25 protein-coding genes are annotated in these 26,436 nt (G+C 71.8%); 10 read left to right on the plus strand and 15 right to left on the minus strand.

Annotated features, from left to right (window positions below; genetic code table 11):
• Together M0R80_06010 and M0R80_06015 are read left to right on the plus strand one after the other, a co-directional pair.
• A partial coding sequence (locus tag M0R80_06010) for a dipeptidase (GenBank protein ID MCK9459174.1) occupies positions 1–492 on the plus strand: 492 nt, incomplete at its 5' end.
• On the plus strand, positions 489–1,373 hold the full coding sequence (locus tag M0R80_06015) for an extensin family protein (GenBank protein ID MCK9459175.1): 885 nt from the start codon (positions 489–491) through the stop codon (positions 1,371–1,373). The genes M0R80_06010 and M0R80_06015, both read left to right, overlap by 4 nt.
• An 18-nt stretch (positions 1,374–1,391) precedes the next feature.
• Here the strand turns inward: M0R80_06015 and M0R80_06020 are convergent, their stop codons facing one another.
• A complete protein-coding gene (locus M0R80_06020; GenBank protein ID MCK9459176.1) occupies positions 1,392–1,697 on the minus strand; it encodes a septum formation initiator family protein in 306 nt (101 codons plus the stop codon).
• A gap of 102 nt (positions 1,698–1,799) precedes the next feature.
• On the opposite strand from M0R80_06020, the gene M0R80_06025 reads away from it, so the two are divergent.
• The 3 genes from M0R80_06025 to M0R80_06035 are packed head-to-tail and all read left to right on the plus strand — an operon-like array spanning position 1,800 to position 4,695.
• The gene (locus M0R80_06025) at positions 1,800–2,750 is read left to right on the plus strand and encodes a hypothetical protein (GenBank protein MCK9459177.1); all 951 of its coding nucleotides are present in this window, start codon (positions 1,800–1,802) and stop codon (positions 2,748–2,750) included.
• Positions 2,747–3,952, plus strand: coding sequence for a PQQ-binding-like beta-propeller repeat protein (locus M0R80_06030; protein ID MCK9459178.1), 1,206 nt, complete (start codon positions 2,747–2,749; stop codon positions 3,950–3,952). Before M0R80_06025 ends, M0R80_06030 begins: the two co-directional genes overlap by 4 nt.
• Before the next feature lie 44 nt (positions 3,953–3,996).
• Positions 3,997–4,695, plus strand: a complete 699-nt coding sequence (locus M0R80_06035) for a M23 family metallopeptidase (protein MCK9459179.1) — start codon at positions 3,997–3,999, stop codon at positions 4,693–4,695.
• On the opposite strand, the gene M0R80_06040 is transcribed toward M0R80_06035, so the two are convergent.
• The 7 genes from M0R80_06040 to M0R80_06070 form a co-directional block, all read right to left on the minus strand.
• Entirely contained in the window at positions 4,632–5,810 is a 1,179-nt protein-coding gene (locus tag M0R80_06040; protein ID MCK9459180.1) for a hypothetical protein, read from the minus strand. The two genes, M0R80_06035 and M0R80_06040, sit on opposite strands and share 64 nt — an antisense overlap.
• Positions 5,811–5,823: 13 nt before the next feature.
• A complete protein-coding gene (locus tag M0R80_06045) occupies positions 5,824–6,411 on the minus strand; it encodes a hypothetical protein (protein MCK9459181.1) in 588 nt (195 codons plus the stop codon).
• Positions 6,412–7,236 carry a 3'-5' exonuclease gene (locus M0R80_06050; GenBank protein MCK9459182.1) on the minus strand — a complete coding sequence of 275 codons (825 nt, stop codon included), beginning with the start codon at positions 7,234–7,236 and terminating at the stop codon, positions 6,412–6,414.
• Between the two features lie 73 nt (positions 7,237–7,309).
• Positions 7,310–8,380: a sugar phosphate nucleotidyltransferase gene (locus M0R80_06055; GenBank protein MCK9459183.1), complete on the minus strand. Its 1,071-nt coding sequence runs from the start codon at positions 8,378–8,380 to the stop codon at positions 7,310–7,312.
• A gap of 8 nt (positions 8,381–8,388) precedes the next feature.
• On the minus strand, positions 8,389–9,225 hold the full coding sequence (locus M0R80_06060; GenBank protein MCK9459184.1) for an undecaprenyl-diphosphate phosphatase: 837 nt from the start codon (positions 9,223–9,225) through the stop codon (positions 8,389–8,391).
• A 41-nt stretch (positions 9,226–9,266) separates the two neighbouring features.
• Complete coding sequence (locus M0R80_06065) at positions 9,267–10,817, minus strand: hypothetical protein (protein ID MCK9459185.1); 1,551 nt, start codon at positions 10,815–10,817, stop codon at positions 9,267–9,269.
• The gene (locus M0R80_06070; GenBank protein ID MCK9459186.1) at positions 10,814–13,705 is read right to left on the minus strand and encodes an ATP-binding protein; all 2,892 of its coding nucleotides are present in this window, start codon (positions 13,703–13,705) and stop codon (positions 10,814–10,816) included. Before M0R80_06070 ends, M0R80_06065 begins: the two co-directional genes overlap by 4 nt.
• A 106-nt stretch (positions 13,706–13,811) precedes the next feature.
• On the opposite strand from M0R80_06070, the gene M0R80_06075 reads away from it, so the two are divergent.
• A complete protein-coding gene (locus tag M0R80_06075; protein MCK9459187.1) occupies positions 13,812–15,656 on the plus strand; it encodes a hypothetical protein in 1,845 nt (614 codons plus the stop codon).
• Positions 15,657–15,683: 27 nt separating this feature from the next.
• Here M0R80_06075 and M0R80_06080 read toward each other — a convergent pair whose 3' ends face one another.
• From M0R80_06080 to dnaJ, 4 genes are read right to left on the minus strand one after another with little or no spacing between them, the layout of a single operon-like run.
• Positions 15,684–16,475 (minus strand): alpha/beta hydrolase, encoded by a 792-nt coding sequence (locus tag M0R80_06080; GenBank protein ID MCK9459188.1) that lies wholly within the window; start codon positions 16,473–16,475, stop codon positions 15,684–15,686.
• Between the two features lie 19 nt (positions 16,476–16,494).
• Positions 16,495–17,136: an orotate phosphoribosyltransferase gene (gene pyrE / locus M0R80_06085; protein ID MCK9459189.1), complete on the minus strand. Its 642-nt coding sequence runs from the start codon at positions 17,134–17,136 to the stop codon at positions 16,495–16,497.
• Between the two features lie 36 nt (positions 17,137–17,172).
• On the minus strand, positions 17,173–18,024 hold the full coding sequence (locus tag M0R80_06090; protein MCK9459190.1) for a hypothetical protein: 852 nt from the start codon (positions 18,022–18,024) through the stop codon (positions 17,173–17,175).
• The gene (gene dnaJ / locus M0R80_06095; protein MCK9459191.1) at positions 18,021–19,082 is read right to left on the minus strand and encodes a molecular chaperone DnaJ; all 1,062 of its coding nucleotides are present in this window, start codon (positions 19,080–19,082) and stop codon (positions 18,021–18,023) included. Before dnaJ ends, M0R80_06090 begins: the two co-directional genes overlap by 4 nt.
• A 111-nt stretch (positions 19,083–19,193) precedes the next feature.
• Here dnaJ and M0R80_06100 point away from each other — a divergent pair, with 111 nt between their 5' ends.
• From M0R80_06100 to M0R80_06115, 4 genes are all read left to right on the plus strand, one after another.
• Positions 19,194–19,490 carry a cell division protein ZapA gene (locus tag M0R80_06100; GenBank protein ID MCK9459192.1) on the plus strand — a complete coding sequence of 99 codons (297 nt, stop codon included), beginning with the start codon at positions 19,194–19,196 and terminating at the stop codon, positions 19,488–19,490.
• A gap of 440 nt (positions 19,491–19,930) precedes the next feature.
• Positions 19,931–21,496 carry a ribonuclease Y gene (gene rny, locus M0R80_06105; GenBank protein MCK9459193.1) on the plus strand — a complete coding sequence of 522 codons (1,566 nt, stop codon included), beginning with the start codon at positions 19,931–19,933 and terminating at the stop codon, positions 21,494–21,496.
• A 9-nt stretch (positions 21,497–21,505) separates the two neighbouring features.
• Complete coding sequence (locus tag M0R80_06110) at positions 21,506–22,297, plus strand: YmdB family metallophosphoesterase (protein ID MCK9459194.1); 792 nt, start codon at positions 21,506–21,508, stop codon at positions 22,295–22,297.
• 145 nt (positions 22,298–22,442) lie between these two features.
• Positions 22,443–23,510, plus strand: a complete 1,068-nt coding sequence (locus M0R80_06115; GenBank protein ID MCK9459195.1) for a leucine-rich repeat domain-containing protein — start codon at positions 22,443–22,445, stop codon at positions 23,508–23,510.
• A gap of 32 nt (positions 23,511–23,542) precedes the next feature.
• On the opposite strand, the gene M0R80_06120 is transcribed toward M0R80_06115, so the two are convergent.
• Genes M0R80_06120 through M0R80_06130 form a run of 3 tightly spaced genes read right to left on the minus strand, consistent with a single transcriptional unit; the run spans position 23,543 to position 26,435 of the window.
• Positions 23,543–24,502: a hypothetical protein gene (locus tag M0R80_06120; protein MCK9459196.1), complete on the minus strand. Its 960-nt coding sequence runs from the start codon at positions 24,500–24,502 to the stop codon at positions 23,543–23,545.
• Positions 24,499–25,410: a mevalonate kinase gene (gene mvk / locus M0R80_06125; protein MCK9459197.1), complete on the minus strand. Its 912-nt coding sequence runs from the start codon at positions 25,408–25,410 to the stop codon at positions 24,499–24,501. Before mvk ends, M0R80_06120 begins: the two co-directional genes overlap by 4 nt.
• Positions 25,407–26,435, minus strand: a complete 1,029-nt coding sequence (locus M0R80_06130) for a polyprenyl synthetase family protein (protein MCK9459198.1) — start codon at positions 26,433–26,435, stop codon at positions 25,407–25,409. The genes mvk and M0R80_06130 overlap by 4 nt, the downstream gene beginning before the upstream one ends.
• Between the last annotated feature and the right edge of the window lies 1 nt (position 26,436).

Here is a 26,436-nt window from a genome sequence, read left to right on the forward strand (position 1 = left end):
GACCACCACCGCAACCTCTCCGACGACATGCTCCGCGCGCTCGCGAAGAACGGCGGCGTGGTCGGCATCGACTTCGTCGCCGGGTTCCTCGACGCGGAGAACGGGAAGGCGTCGGAGGCGCTCCGCAAGGCGCTCGCGCCGCAGTACGCGCTCATCGACAAGCGCCTCGCCAAGGAGCCGGGCAAGGCGCGCAAGGAGCGCTGGGCCCTGTTCAACGCGGAGGCGAGGAAGAAGTTGCCGCCGGTGCCGCTCTCGAGGCTCGTGGATCACATCGAGCACGCGGCCCGCGTGGCCGGCGTCGACCACGTCGGGCTCGGCTCGGACTTCGACGGGTTCGCGATCGGCCCGGCCGAGCTCTCGAGCGCCGCGGATCTGCCGCGGCTCACCGAGGCGCTCGTAGCCCGCGGCTTCTCGGATGCGGACATCGCCAAGATCCTGGGCGGCAACTTCCTCCGCGTCTTCCGCGAGGTCGCCGGGCCGGCGCAGAAGTGAAGCGCGCGCGAAAGCGTCTCGCCCTCGCGGTCGCCGCGTCGATCGCCTCGTGCTCCCTGTTCACTCCCCAGCCGCCGGCCGGCGAAGCGGCGATCGAGGAGACGACGACGGACACGGGCGCGGACCGCGAGGCGCAGTCGCTCGAGGAGGAGGAGATCTCCCTCGAGGGGCTCGACGACGGCGAGGCGGCGGACGGCGATCCGATCGCGCGGCTCATCGCGTCGTTCGGCGCCCCCGCGGACCCCGCCCCCGCCGAGGCGGAGAGCGCCACGGCGACGAGCGCCGCGGCCACGGCGTACGACGTCTGGTCGATGACCGACGAGGCCTGCAGCGAGGCGCTCGCGGCCGCGGGCGTCGCGGTGTCGAAGCCCGGCTTCGAGACGCCGTCCGTCCGGCAGCCGCTGCTCCTCGACGGCCCGATCGACGGCGTGGCGATCCGCCCGAAGGCGAGGCGCCCGGTCCGGCTGAACGAGGTGATGGACTGCCGCCTGATCGTCGCGCTGCGCGCCGTCGCCGGGGCGGCTCGCGAGCAGGGCTTCAGGGAGATCCTGTTCTACTCCACCTACCGGCCGACGAAGGACAAGGCCAAGGCGGGCAAGGCGAGCATGCACCGCCGCGGGCTCGCGATCGACGTCGGCTGGCTCACGGCCGCGGACGGCACCGCCGTGGAGGTGCTCTCGGGGTACGAACGCCGTTCGGGGGAGCCGCCGTGCGAGGCGGCGGCCGACACCGACGTGGGGCGTCGGCTCCGCGACTTCGCGTGCGCCCTGCACGCCCGGAAGATCTTCAACGTCGTGCTCACCCCGAACGCCAACGAGGCGCACCACAACCACTTCCATTTCGACATCACGCCAAACGCGCGCTGGTACATCGTCCGGTAGGTGGAGGGGCCCGTCGGCCTACGGCCGGTCGTTCTCGGGGAACTGGTAGATCGTCTCGTCCGGTCCGACCATGCCGAGCTCGTCGCGCGCGACCTTCTCGATGTATTCCGGATCCGAGTGGAACGCCCGGATCTGCTGCCGCAACGACTCGTTCTCCCGATCGAGCGCGCGGTTCGCCTCGTCGATCTGCTCGAGCTCCCTTTCGAGCTTCTCGACCCGCTCGAAGCCCCGCTGGTCGAAGAGCTTCAACGGCACGAGGATCGCGGCCGCGAGGAGGAGCGCGGCGGGAATCGCGATCTTGGCGAACCGAGCGATCGTGCCCATGCAGTTTTCATAGCGCCCGGTGCGCGCCACGGTCAACAAACGCGCCGCCCGGCAGTCGGTTGACGGGCTTCGAGCACCGGCATATATTCGCCCACCGCCGCGATGCCCCTCGACGGGCGCGGCGCCGGAAACGAGAGGAGCACGCTCGCCGTGGCACGGAACAAGATATCGGTGAAGACGGACAAGAAGGACGATCTCGATCCGATGAAGGACAAGTTCATGACGAAGTCCGCCACGATCTTCAACTGGATCGTGGACAGGCGGCAGCCCATCGGGATCGGCGCGATCGCGGCGCTCGTGATCGTCGTCGGCGCGATCGCCGTCAGCCAGCTGATCGACAGCGGCCGCGCGGAGGCGTCGGCGCTCCTCAGCCGGGGCTTCGAGGCGTACCTCGCGCCCGTGATCCCGGCCGCCGAGGTGCCGAAGGACATCAAGAAACAGGCGCCCGATCTCGTCTATTTCGAGACGCGGAAGGCGCGGGCCGAGGAGGCGCAGAAGCGGTTCGCCAAGGCGGCGGCCGACGAGGCCGGGACGTCGATCGGCGCGATCGCCCGGCTCGGCGCAGCGGCGTCGCACTTCGATCTCGGCGCGTTCGACAAGGCCGCGGCCGAGTACGAGGCGTTCCTCGGCGAGGCCGGGAGCGGCGGCGCCTGGCTGAAGGCCAACGCGCTCGAGGGGCTCGGGCAGGCGCTCGAGGCGCAGGGCAAGCTCGACGAGGCCCGCGGGAAGTACAAGGAGCTCGGCGATCTCGGCGACGGCACGGCGTCGCTCGTCGGCCGCTACCACGAGGCGCGGATCGCCGTCCAGAAGGGCGAGGTCGACGCCGCGAAGAAGCTGCTCAAAGGGGTCATCGACGCGATCAAGGAGCGCGGGCAGATCGACGCGCTCGACTACGCGTTCGTCGCCTCGCGCGAGCTCCTCCTGTCCATCGACCCCACGGCGGACGTGCCGAGCCTCCCGAGCGCCGGCATGAGCGGGCTCGAGGGGATCGACCCGGCGCTGCTCGAGCAGCTGCTCCGCGCCAAGCAAGCCGCCGGAGCCGGCGCGCCGTGATCCTCCCGCGGCGACTTGTCTTCCTCGCGCTCGCCGCCGCGCTCGTCGCCGCGTCGTGCGGCTCCATCCCGTTGACGGATCCGAAGTGGAGCTCCCGCGCCGGCGTGCAGGTGCTGCGCCTCCGTTGGGTCAAGAACCTCGCCCCGTCGCTCCCGAACTTCTACATCCCGGAGATGATCGAGGAGCACGATCGGTTCAGGCCGGTCGAGACCGGCGGCGCCGCGTTCGACACGGACAAGCGCCGGGCGTTCGTGGGCGCCGCGATAGGCGGCCTCTACTGCCTCGACCTGCGCAACGGCGAGACGCTCTGGCGCTTCTCCGTCGACGATCCGGTCGGCTCGACGCCCCTGTACGACAGCGCGCGCAAGCGGGTCTACTTCGGCGCCGACGACGGCCTCCTGTACGCCGTGCACGCCCGCTCCGGCCGCCTCCTGTGGTCCACGGACACCGGCGCCGAGGTCCAGAGGTCCGTCATCATGCGCGACGACACGCTGTACCTCGCCAACGCCGACAACACCGTCTACGCGATCGACCCGAACGCCGGCGAGGTCGTCTGGCGGTACCGCAAGCCGCCCGTCGAGGGGTTCTCGGCGACCGGCTATTCCGACATCCTCCACGTCGGCGCCGCCGTGATCGCGGCGTTCGCCGACGGCACGGTCTCTTCCCTGGACGCGATCACCGGCGCGCAGCTCTGGTCCTCCGATCTCGCTGCCGAGGTCGTCTCCGCGACCAAGGAAGGGCAGATCAACCTGATCGACGCGGACGCGACCCCGGTCGTCGTCGACGGCATCCTCGCCGCGGCCTCGGTGAGCGGCGGCCTGTGGGGGCTCGACGTCGACACCGGGAACGTGATCTGGACCCGCCCGGATCTCGTCGGCATCACCGGGCTCGGCGCCACGAACGGGATGTTCTATGCCGCGTTTGCGGGCGGCAAGGGGATGTGCGCGATCTCGAGGGAGAGCGGCGAGACCGAGTGGTGCTCGGCGTTCGGCAGCGGGGTGCTCCGCGATCCGCTGCTTTACGAGGACGTCTTCCTCGTTTCCGACAGCGAGGAGGGGCTGATCGTCGTCTCGACGAGCTCCGGAAAGGTGCTCGAACGGCTCAACCCGATGGGCGGTTTCTTCTCGCGGCCCGTGGAGTTCGGCGGCTACCTCATCGTCATGGGAAACCGCTCGACGGTCTATACCTTGTCCATCCTCTAGCTTTTTCAGGGAATTTCTGGCAGGATCCACGTGTTGGCATTGGAATGCGACACAAGATCTCCATAGCCGCGATCTGCCTCGGAGCGATCGTTTTCATCGCCACTGTAAGCGGCGCGGACGGCGGCTCCGCGAGCGCCAGGGTCGCCACGAAGCTGGCCTCCGAACTCGGCCTCGGCACGCGGATGGCGGCGACGCTGCTGCTCAACGGCGGATTTCCGTCGACCTGGACCGACGCGGCCGGAGGGGATACCCGCCCGGCTCGCCTGGAGTGGCCGTTGCCGGGCCGGAGGCTCGGCCGGGGCTTCGGCTCGGACGGCGGCCGCCACGAGGCGGTCGACATCACCGCGCCCGAGGGCACGGAGGTCAGGGTCATGGCGCCCGGCATCGTCGGCTACGCCGGCGACGAGCTGAAGGGCTACGGCGACGTCCTGCTCGTCCTCCACTCCGGTGGCTGGGTGACGCTGTACGCGCACCTCTCCGAGCTCCGGGCCCGCCCCGGGCAGCGGCTCGTCACGGGCGAGGTGCTCGGCCGGGTGGGGAGCACCGGCATCTCGAGGGGACCGCACCTCCACTTCGAGCTGATCTCGCGCGGAGTGCGGATCGATCCGATGAGGTACATGCACGGCGCCCCGGACAGCGTCCTCCGCGTCTCCTCGAACGACGGGACGTTGGAGCGGTTCTACTCGACCGTGAAGCCGAGCTCGGCGAGCTTCTGGTCGCCTATGATCACCTCGACCCTGTAGGACCCCGGCTCGAAACCGCCGTCGGGCTGCGTCCACTCGGCCCCCATCGTGCCCGAGCCGCCCGCCGGGACCGCGCTCCGGACGGCGTACATCCGGAGCGGCTCGCCGTCATCGGACTCCGCGAACCACACCACGTTGATCTCGGAGCCCGGTGCGAGATCCAGGAACCTGAGCCCGCAACGCACCGCGTCGTCGCCCCTAGAGAAGAGCTTCACCTCGGCCTCGGGGAGGTTGTCGTCGCCCAGCGTGCGCCCGAGCGAGAGCAGGTCCACGCGGGGCCCGGCCGACGCGTCGCCCACAGTGAACCCGGCCGTCACCTCGTCCGCGCCGGCGAGGATCACCGCCACGGTGTACGGTCCGTCCGGGAGCCCGCTCGCCGCGCCGAGCTCCGCGCCGAAGCGACCTTCGGGAGCGACCTCGACCTCCTGCTCGTGGAACACGGCGCCGTTGCGCGACCACCGGACGGTCGCGCTCGATCCCTCCGGCGCCCCGTCGACGCGGAAGGTCGCGTACAGCCGCTTCGTCCCGGCCTCGAACTCGGAGCCCGGGCGCTTGGGCCTCATCTTGAAGCCCACCGCGGTCGACACCTTGAGCTCGCTCGCCCGCGCCCCCTCGTCCGACGGCGGCGTGCCCGTCACCGTGAACGGCGCGCCCCCGACCTCCCGCTCGTCGACGAAGATCCGCGCCGTGTACGGCCCGGGGACGAACGCCGGCCCGACCGGGCGCAGCGACGCCGCGAACGTGAACGTGTCGGAGCCCTCGGTCTCGGACACGAGCACCGGCCTGGGATCCGCGTCGCGGAACCAGCGCACCTCGATGCGGGCCTGCGTGGGCACGTGCTTGAGCTTGCCCACGAGGAAGATCTGCGGCCCCTCGGGAGGGAACTCGGTGAGCACCGGCGCCGTGGCCACGTACCGCTCCTCGTCCACCGCGGTCGTGAGCTCCGCGGAGACGAGCACGGCGCGCGGCACGAGATCGGCGGCCGAGATCTCGGTGTCCCGGTCCGTCGGGACGTCCGACAGCCCCTGGATGCTCCCCTTGCCGCCGCCGCACCCAGGGAGGAGCGCGAGCGCCGACGCGGTGACGGCGATTCTGAGAAGGTGGCGTGAAATCATTTTATTCGGGAGATCAGACGCCGCCGTCCGGCGCCCCGCCGTAGATCGAGAGCTCGATGTCGCCTACGTCCACGGTGCCCGTGGCCGGGAGGGCGATCGCCGTGGCGCTCGCGCCGGTCCAGTCGACGCCCTCCAGCGGCGTCGTCGTGCCGCCGCCTTCGACGAGGAGGACGATCGCCATGTAGTACGTGCCGTCGCCGAGCGGGGTCGTCCCCATGAACTCGAAGGCCTGGGTCGACAGCTCGTACGGCGTGGTCGGCCCGATGACCGGATCCGCAATCTGGCCGCCCCAGCCGACCGGCATCTCGTCGGGCGGCGGGAACTCTGTGTAAAACACCGCCGCCATGGAGGCCGGGGTCGCGTCGAACTCGTCGGGGACGGTGATCGTCGCGGTGATTTCGTACTCGGTGCCGCCGTCGGCGTCGGTGTCCGTGTCGGAATCCGTGTCGGTGTCCGTGTCGGAATCCGTGTCCGTGTCGGTGTCGGTGTCGGTGTCGGTGTCCGAGTCGCTCGACGCGTCATCGTCGCCGCACCCGAACGTCGCGAAGCCCGCGAACAACGCCAGGGCGCAAGCCGTTAAAACGATCTTCTCGATTTTCATTTAACCATCCTCCTGTGCCTCCCCCGGGCCGTCCGCGGCGGGAGCGCTATCCTTCCGGGCGAAGTGCCCGATCAAGGCGTCGTGCAGGTGGTGGACCGCGTCCTCGAGGACGCGGCTCTCGATCATCCACCGAATGTAGTCCGGCTCCTCCCGGGCGAGCCACCGCAGGGTTCGTCCCTTGTGCCTCCCGAAGTTTACCGCAACTTCGCCGTCGATCCAGCGCAGCTTTCCGCGGCGGTCCACCTCCTCGGGATCGCGCACCGCGGCGTCCAGCCCCTGCGGCGTGTCCGGCAGCTCCGGGTATCGGTTCAGCTGGGCCTCGATCACGGCGACCGTGGCGCGCACGTCGCCCGCGGCCGCGTGCGCCTCGGCGTGCTCCCGCCCGAGGTAGAACCGCACCGCGCCCTTGAGGTTCCGGGGCTCGCGGCTCGTGAAGATGCGGAAGGCGTCGATCACCGCGACGCCGGTCACGTCCAGCCGCTCCCCGGCGCGCTCGAGCTCGGCGGAGAGCATCGGGATGTCGAAGTTGATGACGTTGTACCCCGCGAGATCGCACCCCGCGAAGTACGCGGCGATCCCCTTGGGCCCGCGCGCCACCTTGGCGAACGGCGGCTCGTTGCGCACGTCCTCGTCGGTGATCCCGTGGATGGCGGTCGCCTCCTTGGGGATCGGCATGCCCGGGTTGAAGCGCCGCACCTTCTCGTCTTGGCGGCCGTCGGGCCAGATCTTGACCGCCGCCATCTCGATGACGCGATCGCGCTGCGGGTCGGTGCCCGTCGTCTCCAGGTCGAAGACGATGAGCGGTCGTGACAGCTTCAGCCGCATGGCCGGACGACGGTACGGTCGCCGCTCGGCTCGGGTCAACGCTGAACGGGGGCACAGGTATCGGGGCGAAGGTCTACAGCAGATCCTTCCGCCCCCGGTCGCGCAGGATATCGGTCACGCGCTTGACGTCCTGCGCGCGATCCTTCCGGCAGACGAGCAGCGCGTCTCCTGTGCCGACCACGACGAGATCCTCGACACCCACGAGCGCGACGAGCACGTCGGTCGGCGCCCGGACGAGGCAGCCCCGCGCGTCGACCGCGACGACCTCCGCGCCGAACGCGTTGCCGTCGGCGTCCTTCGGCGAGAGATCGTGCGCCGCGGACCACGAACCGAGATCCGACCACCCGATGTCGACCGGCACGCAGGAGATCCCCTCCGCCTTCTCCATCACGCCGTAGTCGATCGACTGGGCCGGGAGCCTCGGGAAGACGCGGTCGACGACCGCCGCCTCGTCTTGCGCCGCGATGGCGGCGTCGATCTCGTCGAGGCCGCGCATGAGCTCGGGCATCTGCCGCGCGATCTCGCCGAGCACCCGCTCCGCCGTGAAGAAGAACATCCCCGAGTTCCACGCGAAGCGCCCCGAGGCGACGTAGCCCTTCGCGGTCGCCAGATCCGGCTTCTCGACGAAGCGCACGACGCGGCGCACGCCCTCCGCGAGCGGCTCGCCGAGCTCGATGTAGCCGAAGCCGGTCTCCGGCCGGTCCGGCGTGATGCCGCACGTCACGAGCACGCCTCGGCGGGCGGCGCCAACGGCGAGCCTTGCGGCGGCGCGGAACTCCTCGGGTCTGCGGATCAGGTGATCGGAAGGCAGCACGGCAAGCACGGCGTCCTTCGAGATCCGCCGCGCGTGAAGCGCCGCCCAGCCGATGCACGGCGCCGTGTTGCGGCCGACGGGCTCCGCGAGGACGTTCTCCTTGGGGAGCGCCGGGAGCGCCGCGCGGACCGCGTCGGCCGTGGCGCGCCCGGTGACCACGATCACGCGCCGCGCGGGGATGTCGGGCTCGAGCCGCGCGAGCGTCGCGGCGATCATCGACGCCCCGCCGCCTGTGAGATCGAGGAGCTGCTTGGGCCGCGCCGCCCGGCTCGCCGGCCAGAACCTCGCGCCCACGCCGCCGGCCATGATCACTGCGAACGTCTTGTCCATCTCTCCTCCTAGGCCCGCGAGGCGATCACGAGCGCCGCGCCCACCGCCGCGACGTAGGGCGCGAACAGCCACAGCCGGCCGCCGCGGACGATCCGCCGCAAGACGGCGAGCGACGCGAACCCCGCGACGAACGCCGCCGCGCAGCCCGCGACGAGCGGCGAGATCTCTCCCGCCCCCGCGAGCGCCGCACCGTCGAGCTCGAGGAGCGCGGCGCCGGCGATCGCGGGCACGGACAGAAGGAACGAGAAGCGCACCGCCTCGTCGCGCGGCAATCCGAGCGCGAGGCCGGCCGCGATCGTCGCGCCCGAACGGGACACGCCCGGGAGCACGGCGATCCCCTGGACGATGCCGACGATCAGCGCCACCCGCCAGTCGAGCCGGCGCGCGCCGCCCGGCCACCACCGGGTCGCGACGAGGATCGCCGCGCACGCGAGGAAGCAGAGCCCGAGCGCGAGCGGCGACCCGGCGATCCCGCCGGTCGGCCGCTCGAGGGCCAGCCCGAGCGCGCCGGTCGGCAGCGTGCCGACGCAGATCGCCGCCGCCAGGCGGGTGCCTTCGTCGGCCTCGATCGCCGGGCCGAGCCCGCCGCGCGCGAGCGCCGCGACGCCCCGGCCGAAGCCGCGGATCGCGTCCCACGCGGCGGCGCGGTAGTAGACGAGCACCGCGGCGAGCGTCGCGACGTGGAGCAGGATCCCGAACAGGAGCGGCTCCTCCCCGCCCGCGCCCTCGAACCCGAGGCGCGGCGCGGCGAGCTCCGCCGCGGCGAGGTGCCCGGACGACGAGATCGGGAGGAACTCGGTGAGCCCCTGCACCGCGCCGAGCGCGGCTGTCCAGGCGGTGTCCATGGGTAGAACGGTTATGCGGTTCGGCGTGGCCGGTCAAGCGTTCAGCGGTTCTCCGGCGCGAGCCGCGCGAGCGCCGAGAGCCCGGCCTCGGCGCGGTTGTCCGCGTAGCCGTCGTGCCCCTCGGCGAGCGCCGAAAGCGCGGGGTAGAGGTACGCCGGGGACCTCGCGTACGCGTCGATCATGCGCCGGACGAGCGGGTGATCGCGGGACACGCGGTACTCGTTCCCGCCGTCCGCCCGCTCGATCCGCACGAACGGCCGCCGCTGCCTCGACGCCATCCTGAACCGCAGGCCGAAGGGGCGCGCCTCCCCGGGCAGCGAGAACGCCCCGGACCGGATCTCGGCCCGGACCGCCTCGAGGAAGGCGAGCTCTTCCCGCTCGAGATCGTCGTCAGGCACGGCGCGCCCGGCCTTCCCGGTGAGCGGCGGCCTGAGCCGCGCCGCGAGCGATCTGCGCAGCCTCGCGACGGCGGCTGCGAGGCCGAGGTCCTCGCGCCGAAGCGACGGCGCCCAGAGCTGCACCCCGAGCTCCTTCTCGAGGAAGCGGCGCTGGCGCGTCGTGAGCCGGAGCACCGTGCGGCCCGACAGATCGTACCGCCGCGGGGGCTCGTCGAGGGAGATCGCGTGGAGCTGGCCGCCCGCGGCGAGCCTCCGGACCCCGTCGAGGTCCAGCGGCTGGCCCGACGCGACCGCGAAGGTCCGGACCCCCTCGAGCAGCTCCGGCTCCCGGGTGTGCTCGTACCGCGTGAGCAGTAGCTCGAACGCCCTGGCCCGGCGCTCGTCCGTGAGCTCCTCGTACATCTGCGCCATACGGCGGTACAGCCGCCTTCCCGCGCGCCGGAGCGTGCCGCTCGTCGCCTCGAAGTCGTCGTCGCTCTCGTCGACGACCGCGTGCAGGATCATGCCGCCTACGGAGGCGAGCAGCCTCTCCTCGACGCGGATCCCGCGCCTCAGCCGCACGACGCGCACGAGGTCGCTCTTCGACGGCAGGCCCACGACGCCGTGCAGCCGTTCGTTCCGCAGATCGACCTGCACCACAGTGTCGTCCAGCTTCGGCCCGTGGTTCACGCGCTCGCCGTCGATGAAGATCGGCACGATCGAGTGCCGTCCCGCCTCGCGGAGCATCCGCCGCTCGAGGGCGGGATCGCGGCCGCGACCCCGGATCGAGATCGTGAGCCGATCGTCGTCGCCGGGGTCGACGCGGAGCACGGTGCCGTCGCGCGAGTACTCGTAGGCCGTCACCCGGTTCCCGGACGGCGTCGTGATGCGGACGCGCCCGCCGGGCACGGCGAACGCGGCGAGCAGCTCGGGCGCGACGCCCTCGATCGCGACGAGCGCCTCGTGCCGCTCCTCCTCCGGCCGCCGCCTGTCGAACAGCGCCGCGAGGTCGCGCGTCAGGTGCGGCGAGAGCCCGTCTCCGTCGTGGGACAGCCCGAAGGACGCGCGGGTCACGGCGACGTCGATGCGCATCGGCCGCTGCGTCGCGGCCCACTTCAGGAGCTCCACCGCGTAGTCCGCGGGCGTCTTGAAGCGCTGCCCAGTCAGCTTGCGGATCTCGGCCTCGACGTCGATGCTGAGGAGCGGCCGCGTCATCCGGCCACCTCGAGCACCGCCCCCGCGGCGACCCTCCGAACCCGCTGGGCGCGCCGCGCGAGGAGGCCGCTCTCCCCGAGCAGCGCGTCGACCAGCAGGAAGGCACCGAGCTCGGGCGAGCTCCCCGCGCGCGCCGAGATCGCCGCGACGAACGGGTGATCGGGCGATACGGCGACGAAGCGCGTGGGCCTCGTCGGCCGCGCCTGGAGCCGCAGGCCGGCGAGATCCACGTCGCGCATCCATCCGTCGGCGAGGCCCGGGCAGCAGCACACCGTCCGCGGCGGGCAGCCGCCGCGCGTCAGCAGATCGTCCGCCGCCTCGATCAAGAGTCCCGCCGCGGCGCTCGATGGCGGCAGCTCGCTCGCGTCGACGGCGTAGAGCTTCGAGACCGCGTCGACGTCCTGGGCGCCCGGGATGCGCGGCGCGATCTCTCCGAAGTCCGGATCCGCGGCGTCGAGGATGCGCGCCCCGCGGGCGGCGGCGCGCTTCGCGAGCGCGGAGCGGCCGGTCGAGAACCAGAGGGCGCCGGCCCTGCCGAGCGCGAGCGCCTCGTCGAGGGCGAACGGCGCGGCGCCGCCGAGCGCGGGCAGGAGCGCGCGGCCCTCGAGCCCGCTCCCCTTGAGCCAAACGGAGGGATCGCCGAACGAGCTGACGAGCATCTTCGCCGCCACCCGGCGCTTGTCGACGTCGGACTTCGGGACCGACAGCCGCCGGACGCCGCCCGAGCCGACGAGCGCTATCAACCCGATGACGGCCGCGATCGCCGCCACGCTCGCGGCCGTCACCGCGACCAGGAAGAGCCGCGCGTCCCCGGAACGCGGCCCGGTCTCGGGCGCCGCGCCCCCGGCGGGAGGGGCCGGGGCGGGCGACGCCGGCGCCCCCTGCGCGGAGCCGGCGCCTTCGGTGCGCACGGCGCTGCCGGAGGCGTCGGCGGCTACCCATCCGCCGTCGTGGTACTCGACCCAGGCGTGCATGCCGGGGACGGCCCGGCCCGCGCTGCCGGCGTAGCCGAGCGCGAGGCGCGACGGCACGCCCGCGCGCCGCAACACCGCCACGGCGACCGCGTTCTTGACGTCGCAGTCTCCGCGGCCCGACGCGGAGACGAACTCGAGCCAGCCCGCCTTCGGGGAGGCGCCGACGAAGCGCCGGTACGCCTCCGCGGTCTCGGGCGAGCGATCGTAGGCGATGCTGCGCGCGACGTGCTCCACCACGAGCTCCGCGCGCTCGGAGGTCCACGGGATCGCGCGGGCGCTCGCGGCGACGCGATCCAGATCGCCCGGGAACGCCATCTCGGCCGGCACCTCGATGAGCGCCGCGGCGCGCTCGACCGCCAGCGCCTCGGAGGACGGGCCGGTCCGGTACGCGAGGACGCCGTCCGTCTCGCGGTCGGTGAGCGCGAGCACCGGATCGCCCTGCGCGGTGAGCAGGAGCGGGCCGACCGCCTTGCCGCCTATCCGGATCGCGAGCGTCTCGACGCGGTGCCCGGTCGGCACCGGGAGCGGGAGCAGCCCGGGGCCGGCGTGGACGCCGATCTCGACGCGCACGCAGCCTTGCGCGCATCGGTACGCCGGCGCAACCGACACCGCCGACGGCTCGGACGCGACCGCCCCCCTCCCGGGATCGAGCCGCTCGACGGCCGCGGTCCGAAACAGCGTCCGCGCGGGCGGCGCATAGGCGAGCGGCAGGATCGCGGCCGCGTCGAGCGGCGTGATCACCGGCCCGCCGTAGGGCGTGGCGACGCCGAGCGGCGTGGCGATCGGATCCGCCGGCACCCCGACCGCAGCCTGAGAGGCGTCGGGCGCCGCCGCCCCCCGCGGCAGGATGCTCCGCACGAGATCCCAGCGGAACGCGACGAGCGCCACGGCGCACAAGGCGACGACCACGGCCGCCGCGATCGCCGGCCTCGGCGGGCCGGCGGTGCGCCAGTCGTCGAGCACTCCGGCGACGGCGTCCTTGAGGCGCGCGACCCACGATCGCGCGGCGACCGTGTCGAGGTAGCGGCCGAGGAGCTCTCGCATGCGGCGCCGGGCGACGCGGCGCAGCCTGCGCAGCGCGGGATCGTCGATCACCGCGCGCCGATCCAGGGTCACCGCGAGGGAGTTGCCGTTGAGGACGTACACGGGCGCGAGCCCCTCGGGGTGCGCCTGCTCCGCGGCGGGCGGCGCGCCGTACCGGAGCTCGTCTATCGTCGTGCCGCGCCACACGAGGAGCCCGCGCGCGTACAGCTCGACGAGCGGCTTCGCGCCGAGCCCGACCGCGCCCTCGACGGATCCGTCCTCGAACGACATCCAGCACGGCCCGTCGACGGACAACGGCGCGTCGATGCGCGCCCCGTTGAGGTACACGGCGAGCGGGGAGTGGGCGCGATCGTTCCTCCGCAGGTGCACGCAGTAGCGCTTGAGCGCGCGCTCGATCTCGGTGCAGGCGCGCATCCCCTCCCGCTCGTCGAGGCGCCGGACGAGCCGCACGCGCGTCCCGCCCTGGCGGAGGGTGCACGGCCCGCGCTCCTCGTCGCCGAGCCTGCCGCTCAGGGAGACCGAGAACCCCTCGCCGCGCGCGGGCAGCGACTCCACCTGGATCAGATCCGGCTCGAGGAGCAGCACCGACCAGAACCCGACGCCGAAGCGCCCGGCGCTCTCGGCCTCGGACTCCTTGCTCGACGCGTACAGGGTGAACAGGTACTTCCGCGCGTGGGAGAACGTCATGCCCACGCCGTCGTCGACGAACACCGTCTCGAGCAGGCCGCTCTTGAACGAGGCCGTCACGTCGATCCGCCGCGCCGTCGCGTCGCGGGCGTTCTGGGCGAGCTCGCGCACGAACACGTACCTGTCGCCGCCGTAGCGAAGAGCCTCCCGGAGCGCCCGCGATCTGAAGTCGGTGTCGGCCACGGGGAAAGGATACCCGACCTTGCTGCAAAGGGAAGCGGTGCCCGCGCGGGGTGCCTATCGAATTCGACCTCGTATTTGAATACCACCTCAAATAAAATGCCCGGTCATGGGGAAGGAAGGTGCCACTGCGCGTCTCGGTGCGGCGATCGCGATCGCCGTCGCGGCGGCGGCCTCCCCGCGAGCCGCGATCGCCGAGAGCGTCGACGCCGAGATCGACTACGGCGCCGGGCTCGCGGCCCGCGCGGAGGGCCGGGAGAAGGACGCGGTCGCGGCGTTCAAGCGCGCGTGCCTCGCGGAGCGCGGCCGCGTGCGGGCGTGCCTCGAATGGGCCGATCTCGTCGCGGAGCGGCCCGAGGCCTATCCGGATCGGGAGAAGGAGCTGAAGCGGGCGCTCAGCTCGGCGGTCATCCTCGATCCCGAGAGCGTCGAGGCGCGGTATGGGCTCGCGCTCCTTCTGCTCGGGAAGCAGGACTGGACCTGGGCGATCGAGCACCTCGAGGCCGGCCTCGCGGTCGCGCGCGACGCACGGGAGAAGGCCCTCCTCCGGTACTACCTCGGCTACGCGCTGCTCAAGAGCGGCGCGCTGGACGAAGCGGATCGCCAGCTCGCCCGGGCCGCGCGCGATCTCCCCGCGGACGCGGCGCAGCGCTGCGCCTTCTTCCGCGGCGTGATCGCCGAGCGCCAGAAGAAGACCGACAAGGCCGCGGCGATGTTCCGTGCCGCGGAGGCGGGCCCGGATCCGGAGATCTCGAAGGCCGTCACGGATCGCCGCGCCGCGGCGACCGCCTTCCCGCGGGCCAACGGATGGAGGGGCCAGCTCCTCGGGTCGATCGGGATGAACACGCACCCGACCGCGGCGGTGTTCGACGATCCGGGGCAGGCGGGCGCGCCGGTGCTCCAGAGCGTGTTCCGGGGCGATCTCTCGGTGGCGGGCGGAAACTACACGCACGGGTTCCTCGGCGCCGCGACGCTGTACCGGGAGCAGAGCTGGACCGAGATCGGTCCCTCGCCGAGCAACGCCTCGGACGAGGAGCTGTACTTCGACAACCGCGTCTCGCCGCCCGACGTGAACCTCACGCACTTCCAGACCCAGCTCAGCTACCTCTGGCGCGGATTCGGGAAGCGCCTCGAGCACGAGCTGCGCTTCGGGGTCGACGTCGAGGTGCAGTTCCTCGACCACGAGATCGAGTTCCGCGAGCCGGACGCCGAGGGGGCGGCGGCGGATCCGTGCCTCGCGGGCTCGTACGTGAAGTCCGCGGACGCGTTCGAGCTGTTCGCGTACTCGATAGGCGGGCGCGCCTGGTGGTCCTTCGCCAGGTCGAAGAACGCGGCGTGGAGCCTGCAGCTCAAGTACGACGCGCGGCCGAACGAGTTGGAGCCGGAAAGGAGCGCGAACCGCTTCCGCCTGCGCGCGCAGCACCAGCGCTGGTTCCTCGATCGCGCGCTGCAGCTCAAGACCTACGCGGGGCTGCGCTACGATCGCACCTACCGTGATCCCGACGTCGTGAAGTACGACCAGCTCCTGTCCGAGGCGTCGTTCGAGCTGAAGTGGTCCACGCCGCTGCCGCACCTCTCCGTGCTCGTCGGCGGCAGGCTCCTCTACCACTGGTACCTGAACTCGATAGGAAACCAGGAGAACTCGTTCAGGCCGGCGTTCATGACGAACCCCGAGTTCAGCGCGGAGGAGAACGCCGCGTTCAAGAGCGAGTACTACGATCTCGCGCGCCGCGACTTCGAGTGGGAGCTGTCGGCGGAGCTGCAGTTCGATCTCTGGCAGAGGGCCGTGCTCGCCGTGCGCTACCTGCACCACGAGCGCTCCTCGAACATCGACGCCGCGCCGAGGCCCATGGTCGAAATCGAGGGCTGCGGCGCAGCGTACCAGCGCGTTCCTGGGCAGGCTTTCGGCTACGAGCAGGACCTCGCGATGCTCGAGCTCAGGCAGGCCTTCTGATCGCGCGGGCGCGGCGGGACGGCGCCCCTACAGGAACGCGTTCTCGGCGATCGCGGCGAGCTCCGCCGTCGCCTCCCAGAACGGCGCGTGACCGACCCCGGGCAAGAGGTGGAACGCGGCGCCCGGGATGCCCGCCGCGAGCTCGGCGCCGCACGACGGGGCGACGACGCGATCCGCGTCGCCGTGCACGACCGCGGTCGGGACCCTGATCCGTCCGAGCCGCCGCACCGCGTCGAAGGAGAGCGCGGCCGCGCGCTGCCCGGCGACGCCCCGCCCCCTTGGAGGATGCGCGAGCCTCCCGTCGACGAGCCGCTCGAGTTCCCCGGGGTGCGCCACGAGGTGCGCCTCGCCGATCGACGCCCGCAAGGTCGCGCGGGCGATCTCCGCCGGCGTGCCGACGCGGAGATCCATGGCCGCGGCGACCTCCTCGGCCTGGCCGATCCGCTCGCGGGCGCCGGCCGCCGCGGTGGAGACGAGGAGGAGGCCTCCCACCGGCGCGCCTTCCAGGAGCGCGAGCTCGATCGCCGTGAAGCCGCCCAAGGAGTGGCCGAGGACGAACGCCCTCCGGCATCCCGCAGCCCGAATCACCGCGGCCGCGTCCGCGGCGAGATCCCGGATCTCGTACGGCCCGGGCGGCGCCTCGCTCTCCCCGGCCCCGCGGTTGTCCATGGCGACGCAGGTGAACCGCCGCTCGAGGCGGGCGACGAGATCGTCGAAGGCGTGCAGGTCGAGGCTCCACCCCGGGATCATGAGGAGCGCCGGGCCCCCGCCCCGCACCTCGAAGCGGATCTCGACGCCGCTCGCCCGTGTCGACGGCATGGAAAGCGCAGCCTCGATCCTACGGCGCGCCGCCGCGATCCTTGGACCACGCGCCCGGATCGCGCTGCCACTCGGCGATGATCGCCTTCTGCGCGGCCGTGAGCGCGCCCTGCGCCAGCGCCTCCTCCATGAGCGCGTTGAAATTCGACAACGCGATCGCGTCGACGCCCGCCTCGGCGAGGCGCTTGGCCGCGACGGGCAGGCCGTAGGTGAAGATCGCCGCGAGCCCCTCGAGCGCGGCGCCTGCCTCGACGAGCGCGGTCGCGGCCTCGAGCGAGCTGCCGCCCGTGGAGATCAGATCCTCGATCAGCACCACGCGCCGCCCCTTCTCGAGCCTCCCCTCGATGCGGTTCTCCTTGCCGTGCCCCTTGGCCGCCCCCCGAACGTAGACCATCGGCAGCGACATGAGGTGCGCCACCCACGCGGCGTGCGGGATGCCCGCCGTGGCCGTGCCCGCGATCACCTCGGGGCTCCACCCGCGAGCCTCGATGGCGCGGACGAAGCCCTCGGCGACCGCGATCCGCTTGTCCGGCTCGGACATGACGAGGCGGTTGTCGCAGTAGATCGGCGCGAACCGCCCGGACGCCCACTGGAACGGGGGATCGGCCCGCAGCGTGACCGCGCCCATCTCCATCAGGATTCTCGCGATGGTCCTCTCCATGCAGCTCTCCATGGGCCCCGGGGACGCCTCGGCCCGCTAGATGCCGCCAGCCGGCGGCGGGACAGTGTAGCTCACGAGGTCGAAAGTGACGACCGTCTCGTCGGGGATCGCGTGCTCCACGCGGCGGCGCACGATCCCGACGCCCTCCGAAACCCACAGGATCTCCGTGCGGAACGGCTTCGCCGTCAGCGGATCGAGCACCGGCCTCTTTCCGACGAAGAGCTCGACGCGGGCGGTCCAATCGATCCGGCGCGCCGGGAACGTGCCGGCCGGCACCGTGACGTCGGCGAGCTCCCCGGCCAGGGCGCGGTCGATCTGCGTGCCGCGGACGGCGACGCGCTCGGTCCGCCCCTTCGCGTCCGTCATCTCGTGCTCGCCGCTGCGCGCGAAGCTCTGGCTCCACGCCGCCCCGTCTCCCAGGCCGCGCCGCGGGGGCACGAGGAACCCCTCGATCGCGCCGGGCTTTGGTCCGCTGAGCTCCAGCGGCTCGACGAACGGGAGCGCCGCGAGCCGCACCGCGCCGCCCTCGATCCAGAACGGGTGGGAGCTCCGCTCCGCGCCGAAGCCCACGGCCACCTCGCCCGGCGCGTCGCCCTCGGGGAGCGCGCGCACCTCCAGCGTCCAGCGGTCCGAGGGCACGAGCTCCTCGGGCCCCTCCACGTGGTAGACCCAGGTCGCGCCCGCGGCGATCGGGAACGCCGTGACGGCCGGCGTCGGAGCGCCGCGCGCCTCCTGCGCCGGAGGCTCCGGCGGCTCCTCCTTCGGGGCGTCGCCGCGATCCGCGGCGACGGGCTCCCTATCGGGGGCGCGGGACGGGACGACCGCGGCGACCGCGATCGCGACGACGGCCGCGACGAGGAGGAGATCCCGGACGTGCCGCGCCTTCATGACAGGAGCTTGTCGAGCTGGGCGAGGAGCTCGCGCGACTTCCCGTCCACGCGCTCGGGCAGCTCGATCCGCAGCGTGACCACGAGATCCCCGCGCCCGGAGCGGCCGACGTACGGCACACCCTTCCCCTCGAGGACGATCTGGCGGCCGGGCTGCGAGCCGGGGGGGATCTCCACCTCGATCTCCTCGTCGACGAGCTCCACGGTGACGGTGTGCCCCAGGATCGCCTTCGTGAACGGCACCGTGACGTCCGCGAGCAGGTCGTTCCCCTCGCGCACGAGCGTCGCGTGGGGGGCGACCTCGATGAAGATGTAGAGGTCGCCGGGCTCCCCGCCGTGCTCCGGGTGCTCGCCCTCGCCGGCGAGCCGCAGGCGCATGCCGGTGTCCACGCCCGCCGGCACCGACGCCGTGACCGAGCGCGTGTACGGCGCGCGCCCGATCCCGTGGCACGCCTCGCAGGGGACGCCGACGACCGTGCCCTTGCCGGAGCAGGACGGGCACATCGTCGCGAGGGTCATGAACCCGGCGCGCTGCACGACCTGTCCGGTGCCCTGGCACGTGCGGCACGCCTCGGGCGTGGTCCCCGCGGCGGCGCCGTCGCCTCCGCACGCCTCGCAGGTCCGCAGCTGCGAGACCTCGATCTTCTTCTTGATCCCGCGGATCGCCTCCTCGAACGTGATCTGGAGGTCGTAGCGCAGATCCGCGCCGCGGGCCGGTCGCGGCGGGCGCGAGCGGCGCCGTCCGCCGAACAGGTCGCCGCCGAAGAAGTCCGAGAAGATGTCGCCGAAGTGCGTGAAGATGTCGTCCACGCCGGAGAAGCCGGGCTGGCCGTGCAGCCCCTCGTGGCCGAACCTGTCGTAGATCTCCCGCTTCTCGGGATTGCTCAGCACCTCGTACGCCTCCGCCGCCTCCTTGAAGCGCTCCTCGGCGTCCGGGCGATCGGGGTTGCGGTCCGGGTGATGCTCCATCGCCAAGCGACGGTACGACTGCTTGATCTGCCGAGCGTCCGCGTCGCGGGGAACCCCGAGGATTTCGTAGTAGTCCCGTTTTCCGTGCATGAGCTCTAGAAGGACGATTTAACGTCGCGACATCAAAAGTCAAGGCGCGCCGTCGCCGCGCACCCAATGTTTCGTTGACCCCCAGACAGCGGGCGGCTAGACTCGAAATCCATGCGATCCTACACGATTGCCATCGGGGGGCACAGCTTCCAGATCCGCTCGGACGCCGATCCCGAGCACGTCAAGCAGCTCGCCGACGAGGTCGGCGCGCGCTACGACGCAATCGACAAGAAGGGCCCGCGGGCGGAGCAGGAGTTCCGCGCCCTCGCGATGGTCGCGATCGTGCTCATGGACGAGCTCCTGGACGCGCGCAAGCAGGGCGAGCAGATCCGCGAGAGCACCCGGGGGTTCGTCGCGCAGCTGATCGCCCGCATCGACGACGTGCTGGCCGCGGGCCAGACCCGCTGATCGCGCCCCCGAGACGCCGATATCCCACCGAATACGCTTGCGATTTCCGGTCGTCTGCGCCATAGTGCGCGCGGTCATTCCCGGTGAGGGAGTGTGGACATATCGTTCGGGCCCCGAGGTCCGGAGACGCGATCGCGCAGAAGGCGCGATCGGTGCGACAGCGTTATTTGCGCTGCCGTTCTCGGCGAACGGCGGGTTCAAATAATCGACCCTCGAGCGACCGCCTCTTCTGCGATCGCGGCTGAGGGACGAGTCGCGGATCGGCGTTCCAGCCCGACCGCACGGTCGAGGGCGGAACACCGGCCCACCTCGGTGCTGATCCGACCGCACTGCTCCTCCCGGGCGTCGCGCCTCCGGCGCCGCACGTGCGCCGGCGCGCAGGATCGCGTCGCGTCGGAACGCCGAGCCCGCCGCGCGCTTTTCATAGAGGAGCCGGTCGCATGAACATCATCATCATCGGAGCGATCGCCGCGGTCGCGGGGGCCGTCATAGGCGCCCTGATCATGGGCGCCGTGAAGTCGAAGCGCGGCACCGAGGAGCACGAGGAAGCCAAGCGCAAGGCCGAAGCGATTCTGCAGACGGCGGATCGGGACGCGAAGACGCTGCTGCGCGACGCGGAGATCGCGGCGCGGGAGGAGAAGATCAAGGCGCTGGCCGCGGTCGAGGAGGAGGGGCGCTCGGTCAAGGCGGAGGTCAAGAAGAACGAGGAGCGGTTCCGGCAGCGCGACGAGGTGCTCGAGAAGAAAAAGGACCTGATGACGAACAAGGAGATCGAGCTCTCGAAGCGCGAGGCCGGTCTCGAACGCACCGAGCGGTCGCTCGTGGAGCGCAAGCGGAAGCTCGACGAACAGGCCGAGGAGATCGGGAAGATCGTCGAGCGCAAGGCGGGCATGACGCGCGACGAGGCCAAGAAGGAGCTCGTCGAGCAGATCACGGACGACGCCAAGCGCACGGCCGCGATCACGGTGCGGCAGATCGAGGACGAGGCGAAGGAGGAGGCTGAGTCGCGCGCGAAGCGGATCGTCGGCATCGCCATCCAGCGCTACTCGGGCGAGCACGTCCAGGAGCGCGCGGTGTCCGTCATCCAGCTGCCGACCGACGAGCTCAAGGGCCGCATCATCGGCCGCGAGGGCCGCAACATCCGCGCCCTCGAGGCGGCGACCGGCATCGACCTCATCGTCGACGACACGCCGGAGACGGTCGTCATCTCGGGCTTCGACCCGGTGCGCCGCGAGGTCGCGAGGCTTTCGCTCGAGCGGCTGATCCAGGACGGCCGCATCCACCCGACGCGGATCGAGGAGATCGTCTCCAAGGCCGCGAAGGACGTCGACAAGATGATAAAGGAGGCCGGCGAGCAGGCGATCCTCGAGCTCGGCCTCGCCAGGGTGCACCCGGAGATCGTGAAGATGCTCGGCCGCCTCAAGTACAGGTACAGCTACGCGCAGAACGTTCTCCGGCACTCGGTGGAGTGCGGGTTCATCGCCGGGATGATGGCGGCGGAGCTGGGCCTGAACCAGCGCAAGGCCCGCCGCGCCGGCCTCCTCCACGACATCGGCAAGGCGATGAGCCACGAGGTCGAGGGGTCGCACGCCGTGATCGGCGCGCAGTTCGCCAAGAAGTTCGGCGAGGAGCCGTTGGTCGTGAACGCGATCGGCTCGCACCACGAGGACGAGCCGCCGACGAGCGTCATCGCGCACCTGGTCGCCGCGGCGGACGCGCTCTCCGGCGCCCGCCCGGGCGCGCGGCGCGAGATGCTCGAGCAGTACGTCAGGCGGCTCGAGGACCTCGAGAACATCTGCCGGTCGTTCGCGGGCGTCGACAAGTCGTACGCGATCCAGGCCGGGCGCGAGGTTCGCGTGCTCGTGGAGTCCGAGCGGATCGGTGACGCCGAGGCGTCGATCCTGGCCAAGGATATCGCGCAGCGCATCGAGACCGAGCTGACCTACCCTGGGCAGATCAAGGTCACCGTGATCCGCGAGACCCGCGCCACGGCGACGGCGAAGTAGGGTGCGGCGGTGGGAGACCTCCGGCTGCTCCTCGTCGGCGACGTCATGGGCAAGGCGGGCCTGCTCGCCGCGCGCCGCGCCCTGCCGCGGGTGATCGCCGAGCGCTCCGTCGATTTCACGATCGTGAACGGGGAGAACGTGGCCGGCGGCGTCGGGATCACGCCGCCGCTCGCCGCGGATCTCTTCGCGGCCGGCGCCGACGTCCTGACGACCGGCAACCACGTCTGGCGCCAGCGGGAGATCCGCCCGTACATCGAGAAGGAGCCGCGGCTGCTCCGCCCGTTGAACTTCGTCGAGGGGCAGCCCGGCCGGGGGTTCGGCGTCTTCGAGACCGCTGCGGGCGTCCCGATCGCCGTGATGAACCTCGTCGGGCAGGTGTTCATGGACCCGGCCGACAGCCCGTTCACCGCGGCGGATCGCGCGCTCGCGCGGCGCGGCGCGGCGGCGATCGTGGTCGTCGACTTCCACGCCGAGGTCACGAGCGAGAAGCGCGCCATGGGCCTCCACCTCGACGGCCGCGTCACGGCGGTGATCGGCACGCACACGCACGTGCAGACCGCGGACGAGCAGGTCCTCGCGGGAGGCACAGCGTTCATCACGGACGTCGGGATGACCGGCCCGCACGACTCGGTCATCGGCATGCGCAAGGATCTCGTGCTGTCGCGCTTCGTCACCGGCATGCCGGAGAGCTTCAAGCCGGCGACCTCCGGCGTCCTGTTCCAGGCCGTCCTCGTCACGGCGGACGCGGCGTCGGGGCGGGCGTCGCGCATCGAGCGGATCAGCGTTCCAGTGGCTGAGTGATCAGCGCGCGGCACAAGTTGTGCCGTCCCCATTTTCCCGCCCGAGACAGGAAACCCGCAGGATCTCGGCGGATTCACTCCATTGTTCTACAATTGAGCCCTGGCGCGAAAAATGCTCCGACTTCACCGTAAACAAGGAGGCGAACATGTTTCGCACGAGAGCAGGATTGCTTGCGCCGTTCGCTCTGTGGTTGGTCGCCGCTGCCACAGCGTGCGGCTCCTCGCGCGACGAAGCGGTGGACGCTGGCGACTCCGGAGCGGACTCGGACTCGGACGCGGATTCAGGCACCGACCAGGCGTGCGACGGCCCGCTCGTGTTCGCGGACGCCGACCTCGAGGCGGCGATCAGGGAAGCGATCGGCCTGCCATCGGGTGAGATCTATCCCGAGGACGTTGCCGAACTGACGATTCTCGACGCGAGCAACAGGACGATTACGTCGCTGGAAGGCATCCAGTGCCTGAACGCGCTGACCAACCTCGCGCTTTCCGACGATGAAATCGACGACGTCGGCCCGCTCGCCTCGCTTCTTTCGCTGACGACGCTCAACCTGGATCATAACCAGATCGACGACGTCGGCCCGATCGCCGCGCTGTCTTCGCTGACCGCGCTCCACTTGCAAGGCAATCAGATCGCCGACATCGGTCCGCTCGCCTCTTTGTCTCAGCTGACCGCGCTCCACTTGAGCGGGAATCAGATCGCCGACATCGGCCCGCTCGCTTCGCTGTACTCGCTGATCGAGCTCGGTCTTTATGCCAACCAGATCGCCGACGTCAGCCCGCTGGCCTCTCTCTCTTCGCTCACCTATCTCTCCATTTTCAACAACCAGATCGTCGACATCGGTCCGCTTTCCTCGTTGTCTCAACTGACAATGCTCGATCTCGGTTTCAACCAAATTGTCGACGTCGGTCCACTTTCCCCTCTTTCCCAGCTGACTTTTCTTCGTCTAGACGATAATCAAATCGTCGAGATTGGTCCCCTTTCATCCCTCTCTTCGATTCAGTACGTTTATCTCGACACAAACTCCATTTCGGATCTTGCGCCGTTGGTGGCCAACGAGGGCCTCGGCGTCTACGATGAAGTGTGGATCGCCGAAAACCCGATCGACGCCGTCGATCAAGCAGAACACATCGGCGCGCTCGAGATTCGCGGCGTCTGCGTCGTCGGCGACTGGAACGCTGCGGTCGAGGACTGCGAAGAAAGCCCTGACGACTAGAACCAGACGGGAACCAAACGGCGGAAATGGGATCAGGAGTGGGGTCCCACCATTCCCCCGGACACCTCGACGCCGCGCTCGTGGCACCGCAGATCGAGCACCGCGAAGCCGTCCTCGGCGGCCGCGATCGCGAAGCGATCCCGATCCTCGGAGCGCGCGAAGATCGCCACCGCCGTGTCCCCGCCGCCGGCGCCCGAGGGCTTTCCGGCGCCCCCGCAGGACGCCGCGAGGCGCGCCACGCGCGCGTGCGCCGCGTCCACGATAGGCGCGCCCGACGCCTCGCCGAGGCGGGCCATGGCCGCGCCGTACGCGGAGGTCAGGCGGACGATCTCGTTCGCGTCGCGGGCCGCGTAGGCGGCGAGGAAGGCCGCCGCGAGCGCCGCGAGATCGCCTATCAGCGCACCGTGCTCCGCCGGGGACGCGACCGCGAACGCCTGGACGCGCGCGAGGAGATCGGTCGTCGAGGCGGGCCTGCGGGTCCAGACGAATGCAATCGCGGCGGGCGGGGGCCCGAGGCCGACCGCCGTCGCGCCCCTCTCGTAGCGGATGGTGCCCCCGAGCACGGCGGCGGCGACGTCCGCGCCCGAGCCCCGGCCTCCCTGCGCCGTGCGGTGCGCGGCGAGCGCGATCTCGAGGATCCGTTCTCCCGGGACGCCGGCGGTCGCCTCGGCGCGCGCGAGCAGGAGTGCCGTCGCCGCGACCGCGACCGCGGCCGACGATCCGAGCCCGAGCTTGGCCCGGCCCCTCGCGAACCCGCGGGTCTCGACCGCGATCGGCGCCTTGTCGCTGCGGGCGATCGCGCACGCCGGGAAACGCGCGTGAACCTCTTCGAACACCGCGGCGACGACCGGGGACACCCGGAGCGCCCTCCCGCCGAACCGCGCCACGGCCCGCCTGTCGATCGCCGTGAGCACCGCGGGCGCGCCCTCGAGCACCGCGTACTCGCCGCACAGGAACAGCTTCCCCGGGGCGCTCGCGCGAAGGCCCGTCATACCGGCACCAGCGCGAACCCGGCCTCGCCCAACGCCGCCGCGACGCGCGCCCGATCCCGCGGGGCGACGAGCGCGATCGCGCAGCCGCCTCCCCCGCCGCCCGTGAGCTTCGCGCCGAGCGCGCCGGCGTCCCGCGCCGCGGCGCAGGCGCGATCCAGCGCGGCCGTCGACACCCCGAACCAGGCGAGCTGCTCGTGGTTCTCATCCATCAGCCGACCGAGCGCAACGGCGTCCCGCCGCCCGAGCGCCGCGACGCCGCGTTCGACGATCCCGCGGATCGCCTCGAGGCGCCGCGCCGCTTCGACGGGCTCCGCGGAGATCTTCGCCGCGAACGCGGCGACCGTGACGCGCGTGTCGCCGGGGGCGCCGGTGTGGACGATGACGAGCTCCGGCGCCTGGACGTCGAGCCTCGTAGCGCCCGCATCGCGGCTGAATCGAAGCACTCCTTCGCCGAGCACCGCCGCCGCGTCGACACCGGACGGGTTCCCGTGGAACGCGCGCTCCGAGGCCTGCACAGCGGCGTGGAGCTCCGCCGCAGTAGGAATGAGCCCGAGGAGCGCCGCAGCGGCTCGCGCCGAAGCGGCGGCTATCGACGCCGAGGCGCCGAGGCCGGCCCGCGCGGGAAGCGCCGTCTCCCCTCGCAAGGACAGCCCTTCGAGCGGCGCCTCGAGCGCCCCGAGGAGGCCCCGCAGCGCGACGTCCGCTGGATCGCCGCCGTCGGCCCGCGCGTCGAGCCCCCATCCCTCCACCCGGAGCGACGCGGGCCCCCGCGCGCGGCACGCCGTGACGGACGTCTTTCCCGGGATCCCGATCGCGATCGCCGCCGCGCCGTGGACCACGGCGTGCTCGCCGAGCAGGATCACCTTGCCCCCCGCGCGGCCGACGGCGTTGTCGCGTCCGCCGCTCATTTCTCGCGCGTGACGGCGAGCCGCGCGATGTGGGCGATCATCGCCCTCCCCTCGGCCCCGAAGCCGCTCTTTTCGAGCGCCGCGAGCGCGCCGGCGACGTGATCGGCCGCGCGTTCCTCGCAGAACCTCTTCGCGCCCGACGAGGCGATGGCTCGGGTCGCCGCCGCGATCTCCCCTTCGCTCGCGTCGGCCCTGCCGAACGCCGCCGCGAGCGCCGCCCGCTCGTCCGCGCCGGCGCGGGAGAGCGCCTGCTGGATGAGGAGCGTGCGCTTCCCGCTCCGAAGGTCCGAGCCGCGCGGCTTGCCTGTGATCGCGGGATCACCGAACGCACCGATGACGTCATCCCGCAGCTGGAACGCGATGCCGATCGGCCGCGCGATCGCCGCGAGCCGCGCCGTGTCGCCGGGCGACGCCCCCGCGATCGCGGCGCCGATGGCGATCGGGCCGACGGTCGTGTAGCTCGCGGTCTTGTGATCCGCGACCTCCTCCGAGGGGCCCCCGAGGAGATCGAGCGCCTGTCCGTGGATGACGTCCGCGTGCATGCCGGCGAAGAGCGACGCGACGCGACGCCGCCTTTCCTCCGCGATGTCGAGCCGCGCGATAAGCCGCTCGTGCAGGGAGACCGAGAGATCGCCGGCCAGGATCGCGAGGTCGCGGCCGAGCTTCGCGTCGCCGGTGGCCGCCGTCAGCGCGGCGTGGACCGAGGGCCCGCCGCGGCGCACGAGATCGTCGTCCATGATGTCGTCGTGGATGAGGAAATACGTGTGCAGGAGCTCCATCGCCGCCGCCGCGTCGCACAACGCCGTCGCGCCGCCCCCGGCGGCATCGACGAGGAGCGCGCCCGCGTAGACGAGCGCCGCCCGGATGCGCTTCCCCCCGCGCAGCGTGAGATCGCGCACGCGCTCGAGCAGCATCGGCGCCGGCCGGCGCGCGAACAGCTCGCAGGGGTCGTCCTCGTCGTCCCGGAACAGGCGCTCCAGGCGCTCTTCCACCGCCGCGGCGATCCGCTGTAACGTGACGTCCATG

Source organism: Pseudomonadota bacterium (genome assembly GCA_023229365.1).
Classification (GTDB): domain Bacteria; phylum Myxococcota_A; class Polyangia; order JAAYKL01; family JAAYKL01; genus JALNZK01.

Excerpts from the sequence above, each read along its gene's own strand:
- M0R80_06020 (MCK9459176.1), bottom strand. The coding sequence starts at position 1,697 with ATGGGCACGATCGCTCGGTTCGCCAAGATCGCGATTCCCGCCGCGCTC.
- M0R80_06025 (MCK9459177.1), top strand. The coding sequence starts at position 1,800 with ATGCCCCTCGACGGGCGCGGCGCCGGAAACGAGAGGAGCACGCTCGCC.
- M0R80_06035 (MCK9459179.1), top strand. The coding sequence starts at position 3,997 with ATGCGACACAAGATCTCCATAGCCGCGATCTGCCTCGGAGCGATCGTT.
- M0R80_06040 (MCK9459180.1), bottom strand. The coding sequence starts at position 5,810 with ATGATTTCACGCCACCTTCTCAGAATCGCCGTCACCGCGTCGGCGCTC.
- M0R80_06045 (MCK9459181.1), bottom strand. The coding sequence starts at position 6,411 with ATGAAAATCGAGAAGATCGTTTTAACGGCTTGCGCCCTGGCGTTGTTC.
- M0R80_06050 (MCK9459182.1), bottom strand. The coding sequence starts at position 7,236 with ATGCGGCTGAAGCTGTCACGACCGCTCATCGTCTTCGACCTGGAGACG.
- M0R80_06055 (MCK9459183.1), bottom strand. The coding sequence starts at position 8,380 with ATGGACAAGACGTTCGCAGTGATCATGGCCGGCGGCGTGGGCGCGAGG.
- M0R80_06060 (MCK9459184.1), bottom strand. The coding sequence starts at position 9,225 with ATGGACACCGCCTGGACAGCCGCGCTCGGCGCGGTGCAGGGGCTCACC.
- M0R80_06065 (MCK9459185.1), bottom strand. The coding sequence starts at position 10,817 with ATGACGCGGCCGCTCCTCAGCATCGACGTCGAGGCCGAGATCCGCAAG.
- M0R80_06075 (MCK9459187.1), top strand. The coding sequence starts at position 13,812 with ATGGGGAAGGAAGGTGCCACTGCGCGTCTCGGTGCGGCGATCGCGATC.
- M0R80_06080 (MCK9459188.1), bottom strand. The coding sequence starts at position 16,475 with ATGCCGTCGACACGGGCGAGCGGCGTCGAGATCCGCTTCGAGGTGCGG.
- pyrE (MCK9459189.1), bottom strand. The coding sequence starts at position 17,136 with ATGGAGAGGACCATCGCGAGAATCCTGATGGAGATGGGCGCGGTCACG.
- M0R80_06090 (MCK9459190.1), bottom strand. The coding sequence starts at position 18,024 with ATGAAGGCGCGGCACGTCCGGGATCTCCTCCTCGTCGCGGCCGTCGTC.
- dnaJ (MCK9459191.1), bottom strand. The coding sequence starts at position 19,082 with ATGCACGGAAAACGGGACTACTACGAAATCCTCGGGGTTCCCCGCGAC.
- M0R80_06100 (MCK9459192.1), top strand. The coding sequence starts at position 19,194 with ATGCGATCCTACACGATTGCCATCGGGGGGCACAGCTTCCAGATCCGC.
- rny (MCK9459193.1), top strand. The coding sequence starts at position 19,931 with ATGAACATCATCATCATCGGAGCGATCGCCGCGGTCGCGGGGGCCGTC.
- M0R80_06115 (MCK9459195.1), top strand. The coding sequence starts at position 22,443 with ATGTTTCGCACGAGAGCAGGATTGCTTGCGCCGTTCGCTCTGTGGTTG.
- M0R80_06120 (MCK9459196.1), bottom strand. The coding sequence starts at position 24,502 with ATGACGGGCCTTCGCGCGAGCGCCCCGGGGAAGCTGTTCCTGTGCGGC.
- mvk (MCK9459197.1), bottom strand. The coding sequence starts at position 25,410 with ATGAGCGGCGGACGCGACAACGCCGTCGGCCGCGCGGGGGGCAAGGTG.
- M0R80_06130 (MCK9459198.1), bottom strand. The coding sequence starts at position 26,435 with ATGGACGTCACGTTACAGCGGATCGCCGCGGCGGTGGAAGAGCGCCTG.